This window comes from Geodermatophilus sp. SYSU D01036, assembly GCF_054050435.1.
In genome coordinates, this window is the sequence record NZ_JBJGZJ010000029.1 from 1 (window position 1) to 16996 (window position 16996).

General features: G+C 75.8%; 14 protein-coding genes. 8 read left to right on the forward strand and 6 right to left on the reverse strand.

Annotation, left to right across the window (positions count from 1 at the left end; translation table 11 throughout):
• Positions 1-339: 339 nt before the first annotated feature.
• Positions 340-915, forward strand: coding sequence for a MerR family transcriptional regulator (locus ACI8AR_RS20695; RefSeq protein WP_456936007.1), 576 nt, complete (start codon positions 340-342; stop codon positions 913-915).
• Positions 916-1048: 133 nt separating this feature from the next.
• Positions 1049-4036 (forward strand): aminomethyl-transferring glycine dehydrogenase, encoded by a 2988-nt coding sequence (gene gcvP / locus ACI8AR_RS20700; protein ID WP_457052667.1) that lies wholly within the window; start codon positions 1049-1051, stop codon positions 4034-4036.
• Between the two features lie 99 nt (positions 4037-4135).
• Here gcvP and ACI8AR_RS20705 read toward each other — a convergent pair whose 3' ends face one another.
• On the reverse strand, positions 4136-4774 hold the full coding sequence (locus ACI8AR_RS20705) for a DUF5701 family protein (RefSeq protein ID WP_457052668.1): 639 nt from the start codon (positions 4772-4774) through the stop codon (positions 4136-4138).
• Positions 4775-4884: 110 nt separating this feature from the next.
• Here ACI8AR_RS20705 and ACI8AR_RS20710 point away from each other — a divergent pair, with 110 nt between their 5' ends.
• Positions 4885-5754, forward strand: a complete 870-nt coding sequence (locus ACI8AR_RS20710; RefSeq protein ID WP_457052669.1) for a hypothetical protein — start codon at positions 4885-4887, stop codon at positions 5752-5754.
• An 84-nt stretch (positions 5755-5838) separates the two neighbouring features.
• Here the strand turns inward: ACI8AR_RS20710 and ACI8AR_RS20715 are convergent, their stop codons facing one another.
• Together ACI8AR_RS20715 and coaA are read right to left on the reverse strand one after the other, a co-directional pair.
• Positions 5839-6042, reverse strand: coding sequence for a DUF5999 family protein (locus ACI8AR_RS20715; RefSeq protein ID WP_456941135.1), 204 nt, complete (start codon positions 6040-6042; stop codon positions 5839-5841).
• Between the two features lie 272 nt (positions 6043-6314).
• Positions 6315-7268: a type I pantothenate kinase gene (coaA, locus tag ACI8AR_RS20720; RefSeq protein ID WP_457052670.1), complete on the reverse strand. Its 954-nt coding sequence runs from the start codon at positions 7266-7268 to the stop codon at positions 6315-6317.
• 121 nt (positions 7269-7389) lie between these two features.
• Between coaA and ACI8AR_RS20725 the strand changes: the two genes are divergently transcribed.
• Positions 7390-8193 (forward strand): GNAT family N-acetyltransferase, encoded by an 804-nt coding sequence (locus ACI8AR_RS20725; protein ID WP_456936001.1) that lies wholly within the window; start codon positions 7390-7392, stop codon positions 8191-8193.
• A gap of 64 nt (positions 8194-8257) precedes the next feature.
• On the opposite strand, the gene ACI8AR_RS20730 is transcribed toward ACI8AR_RS20725, so the two are convergent.
• Complete coding sequence (locus ACI8AR_RS20730; protein WP_457052671.1) at positions 8258-8803, reverse strand: YbhB/YbcL family Raf kinase inhibitor-like protein; 546 nt, start codon at positions 8801-8803, stop codon at positions 8258-8260.
• Positions 8804-8958: 155 nt separating this feature from the next.
• Between ACI8AR_RS20730 and ACI8AR_RS20735 the strand changes: the two genes are divergently transcribed.
• A complete protein-coding gene (locus tag ACI8AR_RS20735) occupies positions 8959-9690 on the forward strand; it encodes an HAD family hydrolase (RefSeq protein WP_457052672.1) in 732 nt (243 codons plus the stop codon).
• A complete protein-coding gene (locus tag ACI8AR_RS20740; protein WP_457052673.1) occupies positions 9687-12068 on the forward strand; it encodes a glycoside hydrolase family 65 protein in 2382 nt (793 codons plus the stop codon). Before ACI8AR_RS20735 ends, ACI8AR_RS20740 begins: the two co-directional genes overlap by 4 nt.
• On the opposite strand, the gene ACI8AR_RS20745 is transcribed toward ACI8AR_RS20740, so the two are convergent.
• Entirely contained in the window at positions 12065-12766 is a 702-nt protein-coding gene (locus tag ACI8AR_RS20745; RefSeq protein WP_457052674.1) for a M50 family metallopeptidase, read from the reverse strand. The two genes, ACI8AR_RS20740 and ACI8AR_RS20745, sit on opposite strands and share 4 nt — an antisense overlap.
• A 185-nt stretch (positions 12767-12951) precedes the next feature.
• Here ACI8AR_RS20745 and ACI8AR_RS20750 point away from each other — a divergent pair, with 185 nt between their 5' ends.
• Positions 12952-13554 carry an antibiotic biosynthesis monooxygenase gene (locus tag ACI8AR_RS20750; protein ID WP_457052675.1) on the forward strand — a complete coding sequence of 201 codons (603 nt, stop codon included), beginning with the start codon at positions 12952-12954 and terminating at the stop codon, positions 13552-13554.
• Positions 13555-13680: 126 nt separating this feature from the next.
• Positions 13681-14322: a LysE family translocator gene (locus ACI8AR_RS20755; RefSeq protein WP_457052676.1), complete on the forward strand. Its 642-nt coding sequence runs from the start codon at positions 13681-13683 to the stop codon at positions 14320-14322.
• A gap of 69 nt (positions 14323-14391) precedes the next feature.
• Here the strand turns inward: ACI8AR_RS20755 and ACI8AR_RS20760 are convergent, their stop codons facing one another.
• Positions 14392-16347, reverse strand: coding sequence for an MFS transporter (locus tag ACI8AR_RS20760; RefSeq protein WP_457052677.1), 1956 nt, complete (start codon positions 16345-16347; stop codon positions 14392-14394).
• Positions 16348-16996: the final 649 nt, after the last annotated feature.

A 16996-nucleotide genomic window follows, 5' to 3' on the forward strand; every position in this document is an offset into this window, starting at 1 on the left:
GCGGGGGGGGGGCCGGCGGCCGCCCCCGCGCCCCCCGGCCCCCCGGGCCCGGGGCCGGCCCCCCCCCCCCCCCCCCCCCGCTGCCGTGCGTCCACCCACGGGACGGGTGGGACCCCGCACGTCTCCCTCGTCACACCAGTCACAGAACGCTGGAGTCCCGCGCGCAGCTGCCGATACCACTCTCTCGGGGTGAGTGGGGCGACACGCCGCCCGCGTCAGTTGACCGCCCTGGGGGCCCGGCTTACGGTCGCGGACAACACCGGTGTGACCCGTGGGGAAGCGGGAGCACTCCGGGACGCTCCGCCGCGCCCGTGGCGGGACTCGAAGGAGGACGCTGACGTGAGCGACCAGAGCGAGGGCTCCCAGGGTCAGCTCTTCAGCGACGCCGCCGTGGGGGCGACGGACTACGACGAGGTCGACACCGACCTCGTCGGGTACCGCGGCCCTACGGCGTGTGCCGCCGCCGGGATCACCTACCGCCAGCTGGACTACTGGGCCCGTACCGGTCTGGTCGCCCCCTCGGTGCGCAGCGCCACGGGGTCGGGGACACAGCGGCTGTACTCGTTCCGCGACATCCTGGTGCTGAAGGTGGTCAAGCGGCTGCTCGACACGGGGGTGTCGCTGCAGAACATCCGCAAGGCCGTCGACCACCTGCGCAACCGCGGGATCAAGGACCTCGCCAACGTCACGCTGTTCTCCGACGGGGCGACGGTCTACGAGTGCACCTCGGCCGAGGAGGTCGTCGACCTGCTCGCCGGCGGGCAGGGCGTCTTCGGCATCGCGGTGTCCGGCGCGCTGCGCGAGCTGTCCGGTGAGCTGGCCGAGCTGCCCGCCGAGCGGCTGGACGGCGCGCCGCTGCACGCGGCCGACGACGAGCTGTCCCTGCGCCGCCGTCGCCGCGCCCAGACCGCGTAGCCGACCCGCACGTCCGCGAGGGGCGTCCCGCCGGGTGCGGGACGCCCCTCGCGTGCGTCCGGGCGACCCGCGGCGCCCGGCGGCCGTGCAGGTCCGCCGTTCGCGCGCGGGAGGCGCTGGTAGCGTCGTGGCAGTGGCGGACGCTGCTCACTCCCTCCCGTCGTTGCGCTCCCTGAGCCCCGCGGGTTCCTTCGCCGGCCGGCACATCGGCCCCCGGGCGGACCAGACCGCCGCGATGCTCGAGGCCGTCGGCCACGACTCGCTGCAGTCCCTGGTCGACGCCACCGTCCCCGAGGCGGTGCGCGACCGCGACGAGCTCTCGCTGCCCCCGGCCGCCGACGAGGCCACCGTGCTCGCCGAGCTGCGCGAGCGGGCCGCGGCCAACCAGGTCACCGTCCCGATGATCGGGATGGGCTACTCCGGCACGGTCACCCCGGCGGTCATCCAGCGCAACGTGCTGGAGAACCCGGCCTGGTACACCGCCTACACGCCCTACCAGCCCGAGATCAGCCAGGGCCGGCTCGAGGCGCTGCTGAACTTCCAGACGATGGTCGCCGACCTCACCGGCCTGCCGGTCGCCGGCGCCTCGATGCTCGACGAGGCCACCGCCGCGGCCGAGGCGATGACGCTGGTCCGCCGCGCCGGCCGGGCGAAGCCCGACGCCGTGTTCGTCGTCGACGCCGACACGCTGCCGCAGACCCTCGCGGTGCTCGAGACCCGCGCCGAGCCGCTGGGCATCCGGCTGCACGTGGCCGACCTGTCCGCCGGCTGGCTGGCCGACCTGCCCGAGGCCGGCGCGTTCGGCGTGCTGGTGTCCTACCCGGGCGCCAGCGGCGCGGTCCGCGACCACCGGGCGCTCGCCGACGCCGCGCACGCCGCCGGCGCGGCGGTCGTCGTCGCCGCCGACGTCCTGGCGCTCACCCTGCTCGAGGCGCCGGGCGAGTGGGGCGCCGACGTCGCCTGCGGCAGCACCCAGCGCTTCGGCGTCCCGCTGGGCTACGGCGGCCCGCACGCCGGCTACCTGTCGGTGCGCGAGGGCCTGGCCCGGCAGCTGCCCGGCCGGCTGGTCGGGGTGTCGGTCGACGCCGACGGCGACGTCGCCTACCGGCTGGCGCTGCAGACCCGCGAGCAGCACATCCGCCGGGAGAAGGCGACCAGCAACATCTGCACCGCGCAGGTGCTGCTCGCCGTCATGGCCGGCGCCTACGCCGTCTGGCACGGGCCCGAGGGGCTGACCGCGATCGCCGCCAGGGTGCACCGCAGCGCGCTGGCGCTGGCCGGGTGGCTGCGCGCCGGCGGCGTCGACGTCGTCCACGAGTCGTTCTTCGACACCGTGCAGGCCCGCGTGCCCGGCCGGGCCGACGAGGTGGTCGCCGCCGCCGCGGCCCGGCGGATCGACCTGCGCCGGGTGGACGCCGACACCGTGGCCGTCGCCTGCGACGAGACGACGACGCCCGCGGTGCTGCGGCAGGTGGCCGAGGCGTTCGGCGTCGCCGCGGACGAGTCCGCCCTGGACGACGACGGGCCGGACGCGCTGCCCGCCGCCCTGCGCCGGCGCACCCCGTTCCTCACCCACCCGGTCTTCTCCGCGCACCGCTCGGAGACGGCGATGATGCGCTACCTGCGCTCGCTGTCGGACAAGGACCTGGCGCTGGACCGCACGATGATCCCCCTGGGCTCGTGCACGATGAAGCTCAACTCCGCCGTCGAGATGGCCGCGGTCACCTGGCCGGAGTTCGCCGGGCTGCACCCCTTCGCCCCGGCCGAGCGGGCGCGCGGCTACCGGCAGCTGATCGACGAGCTGTGCACGTGGCTGGCCGAGATCACCGGGTACGCCGCGGTGAGCGTGCAGCCCAACGCCGGCTCGCAGGGCGAGTTCGCCGGGCTGCTGGCCATCCGCGGGTACCACGCCTCCCGCGGCGAGTCGCACCGCGACGTCTGCCTCATCCCCAGCTCCGCGCACGGCACCAACGCCGCCAGCGCGGTCATGGCCGGGATGCGGGTGGTCGTGGTGGCCTGCGACGAGGCCGGCAACGTCGACGTCGCCGACCTGCGCGCCAAGATCGACCAGCACGCCGGGCGGCTGGCCGCGATCATGATCACCTACCCGTCGACGCACGGGGTGTTCGAGACCGAGATCCGCGAGATCTGCGCCGCGGTGCACGACGCCGGCGGGCAGGTGTACGTCGACGGCGCCAACCTCAACGCGATGGTCGGGCTGGCGCGCCCGGGCCGGTTCGGCTCCGACGTCAGCCACCTCAACCTCCACAAGACCTTCTGCATCCCGCACGGCGGCGGCGGGCCCGGCGTCGGCCCGATCGGCGTCCGGGAGCACCTGGTGCCGTTCCTGCCGGGGCACCCGCTGGCCGACACCGGCGGCTCCGGCCCGGCCGTGTCGGCCGCGCCGTGGGGGTCGGCCGGGATCCTGCCGATCTCGTGGGCCTACCTGCGGCTGATGGGCCCCGACGGGCTGCGGCGGGCCACCGAGCACGCGGTGCTGGGCGCCAACTACCTCGCCGCCCGGCTGCGCGAGCACTTCCCGGTGCTCTACACCGGCGCCGGCGGGCTGGTCGCCCACGAGTGCATCCTCGACATCCGGCCGCTGACCCGGGCCACCGGCATCACCAACGACGACATCGCCAAGCGGCTGGTCGACTTCGGCTTCCACGCGCCGACGATGAGCTTCCCGGTCGCGGGCACGCTGATGGTCGAGCCCACCGAGAGCGAGGACAAGGCCGAGCTCGACCGGTTCGTCGAGGCGATGGTGACCATCCGCGGCGAGATCGAGAAGGTCGCGTCCGGGGAGTACGACGAGGCGGACAACCCGCTGCGCAACGCCCCGCACACGCTGAAGATGCTCGCCGGCGACTGGGACCGGCCCTACCCGCGCAGCGCCGCGGTGTTCCCGGTGCCCTCGCTGGTCACCCGCGGCTACCTGTCGCCGGTGCGCCGGATCGACCAGGCCTTCGGCGACCGCAACCTGGTCTGCTCCTGCCCGCCGCCGGAGGCGTTCGCCGAGCCGGAGCCCGCGCCCGCGCCGCGGACGCACGTGCCCGACCGCGGCGAGGGCGCCCCGGACGACCTCGGCACCACCGCCGACGTGGTGGGCGCCCAGGCCTGATCCCGCGCGAGCTCGGCGGTGTGGGGCCATCGGTGGTGTGGGGCCATCAGCCGCTGACGGCCACGACACCGCCGATCTCGCGACGTCAGGGCAGCCGCGTCAGGGCAGCGGCGTCCGCCCGGCGGCGGAGGCGATGCCCAGCCAGGTGTGCCGGTTGCCCGCCCAGCACCAGCCGACCTTCGCCGTCCCCCGGCGCCCCGGGCCGTCGCGGCCGGTGCCGTTGCTGATCCACAGCGCCGGGGTGCGGGCGTCCAGCGACCCGTTCGCCCGGCGCAGCCGGGAGCCGACGGTCATGGTGCAGGCGTTGCGCTCGAGCAGGTCCGGGCACTGCAGCAGCCAGGTCAGGCCCTCGGTCACCGTCAGCGGCGTCCGGCCGGCGGCGCGGATGCGCGGCAGCGACTCGTCGGGCGTGCAGTTGCGGTACGCGTCCCCGCGCTCGGGGGCGGACAGGGCGTAGACGTCGGCGGGCGGGGCGGCGTCGTCGAGCGGGGTGAACGCGTCGAGGTCGGTCATGTCCACGACCACGAACACCGGCCGGTCCCGCCAGGAGACCAGTTCCGCCAGGGCGGTGGCCGGCAGCAGGGACGGCGCGAGGGCGAGCAGCCCGTCGCCCGGGACGCCCGCCGCCCGCGCGCGCAGCTCCGCCGCCGACAGGCCCGCGCGCTCGTGGGCGCCGGCGGCGACCAGCCGCTCGGCCTGCTCGGCGGGGGCGGGGAGGGACAGCAGGGTTGTCGGCACGGGGCACCTCCGGCGACGGGGACGGACGGCGGACCAACGCCCCTGGGCGTGGTCCGGTTCCGACCTCTGGCCCGTCGACGCCGTTCCCCGCCCGGGTGGACGATCACCCCATGGCGGTGAGGGCGGGACGGGTGCGGCGGACGGCGGGCACGGCGGTGCTGGCCGCGGGGGCGGCGCTGCTCGCCGCGTGCGGGGGCGGCGCGGAGGAGGCGGCCGGCCCGGGGGACGTGAGCCCGGCGGCGGCCACCGAGGAGGCCCCGGCCCCCACCCCGAGCCCCGCACCGGCTCCGGCCGAGGACCCCGGCACCCCCGCGGAGACGCCCGCCGCCGGTGACCTGGGCGACCGGCTGCTGCCCGCCGAGGCGTTCGGCCCCGACGCGTCCGTCGTCCGGCTGGACGACCCCGACCACGACGGCGACCACGACGGGTGGCACGACGGCTGGGGCTGGGGCTGGGGCGGCTGGGGCTGGGGCGGCTGGCACGACCACGACGACGACGGCGAGCACGACGGCCTGCCCGACGGGGTGAGCGTGGAGCCGGCCGCCTGCGCCGACGTGCTGGAGGCGCTGCCGGAGCCCGCCGAGGACGCCGCCGACCCGGTCGTCGCCGCGCAGGCCGCCCGCAGCGACGACGTGCACACCTACCAGGTGGTGGCCGAGTCGCCGGAGCTCGCGGGGCTGACCCTGCCGGTCGACCAACTGTTGGGCGCCTGCTCGTCGGTGACGGTCACCGCGCCGTTCGGTTGGGACGCCACCGCGCAGCTGGCGCCGCTGGACCTGCCGGCGGTCGGCGGCGCGAGCGCCGGCCTGCAGGTCACGGTGGAGGGCTGGGGCGACACGGTCACGATGCTGGTCGGCGTCGCCGTCGAGGGGTCGCGCGGGCTGTTCCTCACCCAGACCGCGGGGCCCGGGGACCCCGCCCCCGACGCCGCGGCCTTCGCCGGGCTGTTCAGCGACGCCGGGGCGGCCGCCTTCGACTGAGTCCCCGGTGAGTGGGCCCCGGGACGACCGGGCGCCCGTCCCCTCCGGTGAGGGGGCGGGCGCCCGGTCGTGTGCGGGCCGCTCCTAGGCGGGGACGAGCCCGGCGGTCCGCCACTGGTGGTGGTCGGCGACGGCGCTGCCGTCGGGGAGCAGCTCGCCGTCGTCGTCGAAGAGGACGACGCCGTTGCACAGCAGGCTCCAGCCCTGCTCCGGGTGGCTGCTCACGACGACCGCGAGGTCACGCGCGTCGGCGCTGGCGTCGGGGCAGGGGGTGGGGTGTACGCACATCGGGAGGACTCCGGATCGGGCCGGTGGCGGGACCACCGGCATCACTGACGGTGAGTGTCCGGTGACAGGACGCCTCCGAGTGTGCGCCGGCCCGGGGGCGGTGTCAGGTGACGAACCTCACCAGCTGACCCGATCGGGTCGTCAGTCCTCGCCATGGCGGCCGCCGCGGCAACAGGCGGACCGCGCCGCCCGCCCACTCGCCGACCATCCGTTATCCCCAACTCCAGCGCCGCCCGGAGCGACGCGCGACGGACGGCGGCGAGGGGGAGGGGTCAGAGCTTGCGCAGCAGCACCCGGCGCACCGAGTGGTCGGCCGCCTTCTGCAGCACCAGCCGGGCGCGGGAGCGGGTGGGCGCGATGTTCTGCCGCAGGTTGGGGCCGTTGACCGCGGCCCAGATCGACAGCGCGGTGGCGCGGGCGTCGTCGTCGCTGAGGTCGGCGTAGCGGTGGAAGTAGGCGGAGGTGTCGGCGAAGGCGGTGCGCCGCAGGGCGAGGAACCGCTCGACGTACCACTGCTGGATGTCGGCCTCGGCGGCGTCGACGTAGACGGAGAAGTCGAAGAAGTCCGAGAGGAACACCTCGGGCACCCGGCCGTCGTCGCGCCGGCCGGCCTGCAGCACGTTGAGCCCCTCCAGCACCAGGACGTCGGGGCGGTCGACCACCTGCCGCCGGCCGGGCAGCACGTCGTAGGACTGGTGGGAGTAGACCGGCGCGCTGACCTCGCCGCGGCCGGACTTCACGTCGGACAGGAAGCGGATGAGCGCGCGCCGGTCGTAGCTCTCGGGGAAGCCCTTGCGGGCCATGAGGCCGCGGGCCTCGAGGACGGCGTTGGGCCACAGGAAGCCGTCGGTGGTGACCAGGTCGACCCGCGGGGAGCCGGGGGCCGCGGCGAGCAGGGTCTGCAGCAGCCGGGCGGTGGTGCTCTTGCCGACGGCGACGCTGCCGGCGACCGCGATGACGTAGGGGACCTTGGCGGTGGTGTCGCCGAGGAACCGGTTGCGCGCCGCCCACAGCCGCTGGCTGGCGGTGACGTGCAGGTTGAGCAGCTCGGCCAGCGGCAGGTAGACGGTGGCGACCTCGTCGAGGTCGATGCGGTCGCCCAGGCTGCGCAGCGCCCGCAGGTCGGCCTCGTCCAGGGGCAGCGTGCGGGTGGCGGCGAGCGCCCGCCACGCGTCGCGGTCGAACGCCGCGTAGGGCGAGATCGAGGGGCGGGTCCCTGCCGTCACGGCTCCATCGTGCCGCCCGGGTCCGCGGGCCCTCGCCGCCGGGTCACCCGCGGGGGTGGCGAACCGGCCCGCGCCGGGCTAGGCCGGCGCCGTCGCGGGCGCCCGCGTCTAGGGTGCCGGTGTGCCGACGCGTCCCGGGCTGCTCGACCGCGTCGAGCAGTACGCCGCCGTCGCGTCCCTGCCCGACGCCCCGCCGGTCCCCGCCGGCCCGCTCGACGTCCCGATCGGCCCGCCCGCCTGGCCGTTCCCGGCCCGCCCGCGGCCGGGCACCCGCCGGGTGACCGCCGACGACGTGCGCGCCGCGGTGGCGTTGCAGGAGGAGGCGGGGCTGCCGGCCGCCGTCGAGTGGGTGGTCGAGCGGACGCCGACACTGGGCGCCGCCGCCCGCGAGGCCGGGCTGCTGGTCACCGAGTTCCCGCTGCTGGTCGCCGACGAGCCGGTCGAGCTGCTGCTCCCGCACGGCGTGCGGCTGTACCTGGTCGGCGGCGAGGACCCGCGGCTGCCGCACTACCAGCACCTGCTGGAGAGCGGCTTCGCCCCGCACGCGGAGGGCGGCGCGGGGGTGCTCGACGACCCCGGCCCGCCGGACGAGGCGCGCACCGCCGTCCTGCGCGAGCGGGTGGCCACCGGGCGCACCGTGGTGATGGTCGCCGTCGAGGACGGCGAGCCGGTCGCCGTCGGCTCGCACCAGCCGGTCGACGTCGACGGCACCGAGATCAGCGAGGTGGTCGGGGTGGCCAGCTCGCCGCGCCGCCGCGGCCGCGGGGTCGGCGCGGCGCTGGCCTCGGCGCTGGTCGCGCAGGCCCGGGAGACCGCGGAGCTGGTGTTCCTCACCGCCGGGGACGACGACGTCGCCCGGGTGTACGAGCGGGTCGGCTTCGCCTGGCTCGGCTCGACCGGCGTCGCCGCCCGCCCGCCGGCCTGAGCCGCCGCGGGGCGCCCGGGGCCGTCCGGGTCCCCGGGCTCCGGACGCCCCCGCGGCGGGCCGGTCAGTCCTGGACGTACACGGGCACGAGCACCGCGCGGGCCAGCGTGTGGCCGAAGAGGTTGAAGCCGTGGAAGGCGGGGCTGGCGTCGGCGGGCACGCCCATGTCCTCGACGTCGAGGGCGTGCACCACGGTGAAGTAGCGGTGCCGGCCGTGGCCGGCCGGGGGCGCGGCGCCGACGTAGCCGGGGAAGCCGGCGTCGTTGCGCAGCTGCCGGGCGCCCGCGGGCAGGCCCGCGCCGTCCCGGCCGCCGGCGCCGGCGGGCAGCTCGGTGACGTCGCCGGGGATGCCGGTGACCACCCAGTGCCAGAAGCCGGAGGCGGTGGGCGCGTCGGGGTCGTAGACGGTGACCGCGAACCCCTTGGTCTCCTCGGGGAAGCCCGACCAGGACAGCTGGGGGGAGCGGTCCTCCCCGCCGGCGCCCATGACGCCGCTGACGCAGTGCACCGGCAGCACCTCGCCGTCGGTGACGTCGGTGCTGGTGACCGTGAACGACGGGACGGGCGGCAGGAAGTCGTAGGGGCTGGGCGGCTGGGGCCGGTCGGCCATCGGTGTCCTTCCGTCGAGCGGGCGGGGCGGCCGGTGCCGTCCCGGCGCCGACCCTAGGCAGCCGGTCCCCGCCGCGCGCCCCGGACGGCGCGGCCGCGGATCTGGCGCGTGATCTCGACGGGTCGCCGGGGACCGGCGTGGGTAGCGTCCGCAGCGTGCTCGGACTCCCCGACGGCATCCGCGTGTGCCTCTTCGACATGGACGGCGTGCTCACCCGCACCGCCACCGTGCACATGGCCGCCTGGAAGCGGACCTTCGACGAGTTCCTCCGCGCCCGGGAGCCGCAGGCGCCGGAGTTCACCCAGCTCGACTACAACCGCTACGTCGACGGCAAGCCGCGCGCCGACGGCATCCGCGACTTCCTCGCCAGCCGCGGCATCACGCTGCCCGAGGGCTCGCCGCAGGACCCGCCGGAGGCGGAGACCGTGCACGGCCTCGGCCGGCGCAAGAACGAGCTGCTGCTCGCCGAGCTCGAGGAGCACGGCGTCGAGGTCTACCCCGGGTCGCTGGCCTACCTGCGCGCGGTCAAGGACGCGGGCCTGGGCACCGCGGTGGTCACCGCCTCGGCCAACGGCGAGCAGGTCATCGCCGCCGGCGGCTTCGCCGACCTCATCGACGCCCGCGTCGACGGCGTGGTGACCGCGCGGGAGGGGCTGCGCGGCAAGCCCGCCCCCGACACGTTCCTGGCCGGCGCCCGCGCCCTGGGCGTCGAGCCGTCGGCCGCCGCGGTGTTCGAGGACGCGCTGGCCGGTGTCGCGGCCGGGCGGGCGGGGCACTTCGGGTTCGTCGTCGGCGTGGACCGGGTCGGGCAGGCCGACGCGCTGAAGGAGAACGGCGCCGACGTCGTCGTGACCGACCTCGACCAGCTGCTGGAGGACCGCACGTGACGGAGGGGAGAGCGACCTTCCCGGTCGAGCCCTGGTCGCTGACCGAGATCGGCCTGGACCACTCGTCGCTGGGCGTGCACGAGTCGGTGTTCGCGCTCGCGAACGGGCACGTCGGCCTGCGCGGCTCGTTCGAGGAGGGGGAGCCGGTCGTCGTCCCCGGCACCTACCTCAACGGCTTCTTCGAGGAGCGGCCGCTGCCCTACGCCGAGGCCGGCTACGGCTTCCCCGAGCAGGGGCAGACCGTCGTCAACGTGACCGACGGCAAGCTGGTCCGGCTGCTGGTCGGCGACACCCCGCTGGACCTGGACTACGGCGAGATCGTCGAGCACCGCCGGACCCTGGACCTGCGCCGCGGCGTGCTGCGCCGGGTCACCGAGTGGCGCTCGCCCAACGGCCGCACGGTGCGGGTGACCAGCACCCGGCTGGTGTCGCTGCGCCGCCGCTCGATCGCCGCGATCGAGTACCAGGTCGAGTGCACCGACGACCGGGGCGACCTCTACATCGCCCTGCAGTCGGACCTGCTGGCCAACGAGCCGGTCGACAGCGGCAGCGAGGGCGACGACCCGCGCGCGGCGGCGGCGCTGCGCCGGCCGCTGGTCAACGAGCTCAGCGTCGCCCGGGGGCAGCGCGCGGTCATGGTGCACGCCACCCGGCGCAGCAGGCTGCGGATGGCCGCGGGGATGGACCACGTCGTCGACGTGCCCGACACCGCCACCGAGGACATGGAGGCCGGCGAGGACCTCGCCCGCTACACGCTGGCCGCGCGGCTGCCCGGCCACGGGTCCGGGGTGAAGCTGGTCAAGTACCTCGCCTACGGCTGGTCCTCGCGGCGGTCCGCGGCGGCGCTGCGCGACCAGGTGGAGGGCGCGCTGGCCACCGCCAAGCTGGCCGGGTTCGCGCGGCTGGCCGACGAGCAGCGGCAGGTCCTCGACGAGTTCTGGGCCGGGGCCGACGTCGAGATCGACGGCGACGACGAGCTGCAGCAGGCCGTGCGGGTCGGCGTCTTCCACGTGCTGCAGGCCGGCCTGCGCGCCGAGCGGCAGCCCATCCCGGCCAAGGGGCTGACCGGCCCCGGCTACGACGGGCACACCTTCTGGGACACCGAGACCTACGTGCTGCCGGCGCTCACCTACATCGCCCCGCACGCCGCCCGCGACGCGCTGCACTGGCGGTACTCGACGCTGGACAAGGCCCGGGCGCGGGCCCGCGTGCTGGGCCTGAACGGCGCGGCCTTCCCGTGGCGGACCATCCGCGGGGAGGAGACCTCCGGGTACTGGCCGGCGGGGACGGCGGCCTTCCACATCAACGCCGACATCGCCGACGCCGTCGTCCGGTACCTGCACGCCACCGAGGACGAGGAGTTCGACCGCGACTTCGGCGCGGAGCTGCTGATCGAGACCGCCCGGCTGTGGGCGTCGCTCGGCCACTTCGACGAGGAGCACGGCTTCCGCATCGACGGCGTCACCGGCCCGGACGAGTACACGGCCGTGGTGGACAACAACGTCTACACGAACCTCATGGCGCAGCGGAACCTGCGCGAGGCGGCCGCGGCGGTCGACCGGCAGCCCGACGTCGCCGGCCGGCTGGAGGTCACCGAGGACGAGGTGGAGACCTGGCGGCGGGCGGCGCGGCTGATGGCCGTGCCCTACGACACCCGGCTCGGCGTGCACATGCAGTCCGACGCGTTCACCCACCACGAGGAGTGGGACTTCGCGAACACCCCGCGGGAGTGCTACCCGCTGCTGCTGCACTACCCGTACTTCGACATCTACCGCAAGCAGGTGGTCAAGCAGGCCGACCTGGTGATGGCCCTGCACCTGCGCGGGGACGCGTTCACCTTCGAGGAGAAGGTCGCCGACTTCGCCTACTACGAGGCCCGCACGGTGCGGGACTCCTCGCTGTCGGCGGCGCAGCAGGCCGTGGTGGCCGCCGAGACCGGGCACCTGGAGCTGGCCTACGACTACTGGGCCGAGGCCGCGCTCACCGACCTGCAGAACCTGCACGGCAACTCCGGGCACGGGCTGCACATCGCCTCGATGGCCGGCGGCTGGACGGTCGCCGTCGCCGGGTTCGGCGGGATGCGCGACCACGACGGGCACCTGCTGTTCGCGCCGCGGCTGCCCGAGCGGATCACCCGGCTGCGCTTCCGGCTGGCCTACCAGGGCCGCGTCCTGCAGGTCACCGTGACCAAGGAGCAGGCCACCTACCGGCTGCTCGAGGGCGACCCGCTCGACGTGCACCACCACGGCCGCCGGGTGACCGTCGACCACGTCGACCTGGTGGTCGACGTCCCGCCGGCGCCCGACACCGGGAAGGTCACCCAGCCGCACGGCGCCGAGCCGCGGCGGCGCAGCCCGTACTCCTCCCACGGGCGCTAGAGGAGCAGCCACCGGACGGCGAGGCCGAGCGCGGCGAGGTCGACCAGCAGGAACACGCCCACCCACAGCAGTGCGGGCAGCCGGGTGAGCCGGGCGAGCTGGTCGGCGTCGGAGTCCGGCGCGGCCCGCCGCCGGCGCGCGCCCTGCAGCTCGAGCACGGTGCGCGGCGCGGCCAGCAGCAGGAACCAGGTGACCGCGGCGGCGACGGCGGCCTGCCCGGCCGGCGGCAGCCACGCGGTGACGGCGGCCAGGCCCGCGCCGGTGACCAGCACCGCCCACAGGCCGTAGAGGTTGCGGATCTGCAGCAGCAGGAGCGCGAGCAGGACCAGCAGCGCCCACAGCACCCCGACGGCGTGCCCGGCCGCCAGCAGCGCCGCGGCGCCCAGCCCGAACAGCCCCGGCCCGACGTAGCCGGCCGCGCAGGTGAGCACCATCCCGGCACCGATGGGCCGGCCCCGGGAGACGGTGAGCCCCGAGGTGTCCGAGTGCAGCCGGATGCCGGCCAGCCGGCGGCCGGTGGCCAGCGCGGCCAGGCCGTGCGCGCCCTCGTGGGCGATGGTCACCACGGTCCGCGCCGGGCGCCACAGCGCGGGGGCGGCCACGACGAGCAGCGCGACGGCGGCGGCGCCGGCCAGGACGGTGGGCGGGAGGGGCGCCTCGGCCGTCACGCGGGTCCACAGGCGGTCGACGGCGTCCATCCCGGCGAGTCAACCGCACGTGGCCGGGAGGACCGCGGAGGCCGCGGGACCGCCGTGTCGTCCGTTATCCCCAACCCACCGGCACACAGGGCGGTGGTCCGGCCAGGGGAGGGGAGCGGCGAGAGCGGGGCAGATCACGCCGCCGCGGCCTGCGCGGCACCCCCGGGGCCGCCGATCCTGGCGGTATGACGACGTCGCTCCCCATCGCCGGCGCACGCCTCCCGGTCACCGTCTCCTTCACCCGCCGGGCCGATCCGGCGCACACCCGGGAGATGACGGCGTGGATCCGGGCCGGGATGACGATGGCCGAGACCTTCCCGGGCTTCCTCGGCGCCGGGTGGGTGCGCCCGCGCGGCGGCTCGGACGAGTGGCACATGCTCTGCCGCTTCGCCGACCAGGAGGCGCTCGCCGCCTGGGAGGCCTCGGCGGAGCGCGCCTGGTGGCTGCGCTCGGCGGAGGGGCTGGCCGAGGTGACCCGCACCGAGCGCCGCACCGGCATCGAGGGCTGGTTCGACCAGCCGGTCAGCGCCGAGGTCGCCGCCCCGGCCGGGCCGCCGGCGCCGCCGCGGTGGAAGCAGGCGACGACGATCTGGCTGGTCTTCTACCCGCTCAACCTGCTGGCCACGGTCACCCTCGGGGCGCTGCTGGCCGACGTGCCCGTGGCGCTGCGGGTGCTGGTCGTGACGCTGGCGCTCACCCCCGTGATGACCTACCTGCTGCTGCCGTGGATCACCCGCCGGCTCGAGTGGTGGCTGCACGGCCGGTCCTGGCGCGACCGCCGGCGCTGACCGCCCGGGGCCCGCGCCGCCCCGTTCTCGTCCGTTATCCCCAACTTGCCACGCCACTGACGGTGGGGCGCGACGAGACGGGGAAAAACCGGCGACGCCGGGAGGGGCCCCTGCCACGCTGGTCGGGTGGACGTCCCGGCGCTGCTGCTCGCGCTGCCCGCCTTCCTGGGGGCGGTGCTGCTGATCGCCGCGACCCCGGGGCCGGCCGTCGCGCTCATCGTGCGCCGGGCGGCCCTGCGGGGGACCGCCGCCGCGGTGCCGACGGTGCTGGGGCTCGAGGCCGGGCTGTTCGTCTGGGCGCTGCTGGCCGGCGCGGGCGTCGCGGCCGCGGTCGCCGCGTCGGAGGCCGGCTTCCTCGTCCTGCGGGCCGTCGGGGCGGCCGTGCTGCTGTGGCTGGGCGGCCGGGCGCTGTGGCGGGCGCTGCGCGGCGGCCCCGAGCCCGACCCCTCGGCGGGGCCGGTGCGCCGGCGGTGGCGCGGTGCGTTCGCCGAGGGGCTGCTCGTGCAGCTGGCCAACCCGAAGCTGGCCGTCTTCATGATCGCCTTCTACCCGCAGTTCGTCCCGGCCGGCAGCTCCCCGCTGCCGACCGCGGCGCTGCTGGGGCTGCTGCAGGTGACCGTCGAGACGGCGCTGTACCTGGGGCTGGCGGCCGGCGTCGGCCGGGCCGGCAGCTGGTTCCGCCGCCCCCGGGTGCGCCGCGGCCTCGACGCGACCTCCGGCGCGGTGCTCGTGGGCCTGGGCGTGCGGGTGGCGGCGGCCTCCCGCTGAGAGCCCGGCGAGCCGGGAACGCGGACGGGCCGGGGAGCGTGCGCTCCCCGGCCCGCCGTGCGGTGGTTCTCAGGCGTCCGTGCGCTGCAGGGCCGCCAGCTCCCGGGCCACCATCTCCTCGTGCGCCTGCTCGTCCTGGCGCGCCCGGCGCGGGCTCCACCGGCCGGCCATCACGAAGACGAACGGCAGGAAGAGCACCTGCCCGGCGACGCACACCCACCACCAGCGCTGCCACTGGTGCGGGTTCTCCTCGGCGGCGGCGGCGACCTCGTCGCCGTGGGCCGCGAGGTAGGCGAGGTCGTCGGCCGGGATCGCGGTGTTGGCGTCGGTGAGCACCGTCGCGTAGCGCTGCACGAGCGCGAGGTCGGCCTGCACCGCCGGGTCGCCGAGGCTGACCAGCAGCTGCGTGGCGGTGCCGGCGTCGACGCCGAGGGCCTGCGCGATCTGCCCCACGGCGGCGGCACCGGCCGTGGCGTCGGCCGGGTCCTCCTGCAGCGCGGCCAGCGTGGCCGGGTCGACCGCCTGGGCGGCGGCCAGCTGCGGCGCCCGGTTCCGCACCGCCTCGGAGACCGCGGCGGCCTCGTCGGCGTCGGCGCCCTGCTGGCTGGCCACGGCGCCGAGCGCGGTGGCCAGCGCGTCGACGTCGGTGGGGTCCGCGGCCAGCGCCTCGGACGCCTCCGGCGGGACGGCCGACAGGACGGCGACCTCCTGCGGGTGCGCCTCGACGATCTCGGTGACCCGCGACCCCTGGTCGACCAGCACCGAGGTGGCCGGCACGACGAGGGTGAAGACCGCCAGCGACGCCGTCACCACGATCCGCAGCAGCCAGCCCCAGATGGCCAGGCCGGTCGCCGTCGCGGCCGGGTTGTGCCGCTCGACGGTCTCGGTGAAGGAGGCCATCCAGGCGACGTAGGCCATGCCGCCGCCGGCCGCCGACAGGATGAAGTAGACCGCGAGCGTGTAGTAGCCGGTCTCCGGCTTCGTCGCCGACAGCGCGAACAGCACCGAGCCCACCAGGCCGACGAGTGTCCCGACGACCATGAACGGCTTGCGCACCCGGAACCGGTCGGTGAGCACGCCGGTGACCACCAGCGCGATCGCGTTGGTCACCCAGTACCAGTTGGCCAGCGCGTTGGCGCGCTGCTCGGAGTAGCCGAACACGGTGGCGAAGTAGACGACCGCGAAGCCGACGAGGATGTAGTAGAGCAGCAGGAAGATGCTGATGGCGAAGGCCGACCCGACGACGTCGAAGCGCAGCATCTGCCGCCAGTGGCCCTTGAGCGCCTGCTCGGTGTCCAGGCCGCGGGCCCGCGCCTCGATGAGCGCGCGGTCGCGCATGCTGACCATCAGCTGGTCGCGCAGGGCGGGGGAGAGCTCGCGCAGCCCGACCAGCGCGACGAGGAAGACGACCAGGCCGGCGACGCCGCAGACGTAGAACTGGAAGCGCCAGTCGGGGTGGTCGTCGAGGGTGTTGCTGGACACCGTGGTGACCACCAGGCTGCCCAGCACCGGGCCGAGGGTCCAGAAACCCATGGCGACCCCGCGACCAACCTGCGGCGAGAAGTCGCGGATCAGCGCCGGGGTGGCCACCAGCACGACGCCCTCGACGAAGCTCAGCACCGCGAACAGCACGGTGAAGGCCGTCTTGCCCGGCGCGTGCGGCAGGCCCACGAGCAGGATCAGGCCCGTGATGAGCAGGCCGCCGACGACGAGGTTGGCGCGGCCCCAGCGGTCGGCGAGGCCGGCGAACAGCGAGGCGAAGGCGCCGACCAGGTTGCCGATGACGGAGACGAACACGTAGCCGGTGAACGAGTAGCCGAGCTCGGCGATGATCTGCGTCGCGACGGCGCCGCCGACGTAGAGCTCGTAGTACAGGACCACCGTGGCCAGCACGGTGATCCCCAGGTAGAGCGACCGGGGACCGGTGTCGGGGTAGCGGTCGAGCTTGCGGTCCCACAACCGGCGCAGGCCCCCGCCCCCGGAGGGCGTGGGTGTCTGGCTCGGTCGGAGGTCGGTAGCGGTCACGTGCGGTCCCTTCCCGGCGCAGCGCCGAGCACGGGGAGGAGACGGCCCGGGACGGGCCGCCGGTGTGGCGCGGAGCACACCGGCGCGGAACGTAATGGCAGGCTGTTGCAGGCGTCAACGGAACCGTCGGGTGTCGTCACCGGACCGTGACCCGCAGCAGGTGACCCGTTATCCCGAACGAGTGCTTGAAAACGGAAGACGTCACGAGCGAACAACGACAGGGGGAGGGGGGCCGGGATGCGGGTGCCGGGGAGTGCCCGCGCAATGTCTGGGGCCGCGGGCCGCCGCCACGTGCGAGCCGGACGGGCCTCGAGCGGGCGGCTGACACACCGTCGGAAGATCGCGGCCCCGCCGCCGTGGCCGGGTGAGACTGTCCGCCGCCGGTTTGCCAGGTCGGGCAGGACGCCAGCGCCGCCTGACAGGCGTCCCGGCCGACCATGACGGGCCGGCTCGACGCGGGCTGAGGGGTCCTACTGCTGGAGCATCACCCGTATCCGTTATCCCTAACATTTGGACGATTTCAACCGCTCAAAGACACAAGACACCAGTTGCAGCGCGGGAACCCTCGGCCGTGGAGCACCCGGGTCTCCCGCTTCGGCGGGGGAGGGCGGTGCGGCCCCCGGGGACCGCACCGGTGTCCGGGAGCCGG

Bases quoted from the DNA above. Each gene is read 5' to 3' on its own strand.
- ACI8AR_RS20710 (WP_457052669.1), top strand. From the start codon at position 4,885: ATGGCGGTGAGGGCGGGACGGGTGCGGCGGACGGCGGGCACGGCGGTG.
- ACI8AR_RS20715 (WP_456941135.1), bottom strand. From the start codon at position 6,042: ATGTGCGTACACCCCACCCCCTGCCCCGACGCCAGCGCCGACGCGCGT.
- ACI8AR_RS20730 (WP_457052671.1), bottom strand. From the start codon at position 8,803: ATGGCCGACCGGCCCCAGCCGCCCAGCCCCTACGACTTCCTGCCGCCC.
- ACI8AR_RS20745 (WP_457052674.1), bottom strand. From the start codon at position 12,766: ATGGACGCCGTCGACCGCCTGTGGACCCGCGTGACGGCCGAGGCGCCC.
- ACI8AR_RS20750 (WP_457052675.1), top strand. From the start codon at position 12,952: ATGACGACGTCGCTCCCCATCGCCGGCGCACGCCTCCCGGTCACCGTC.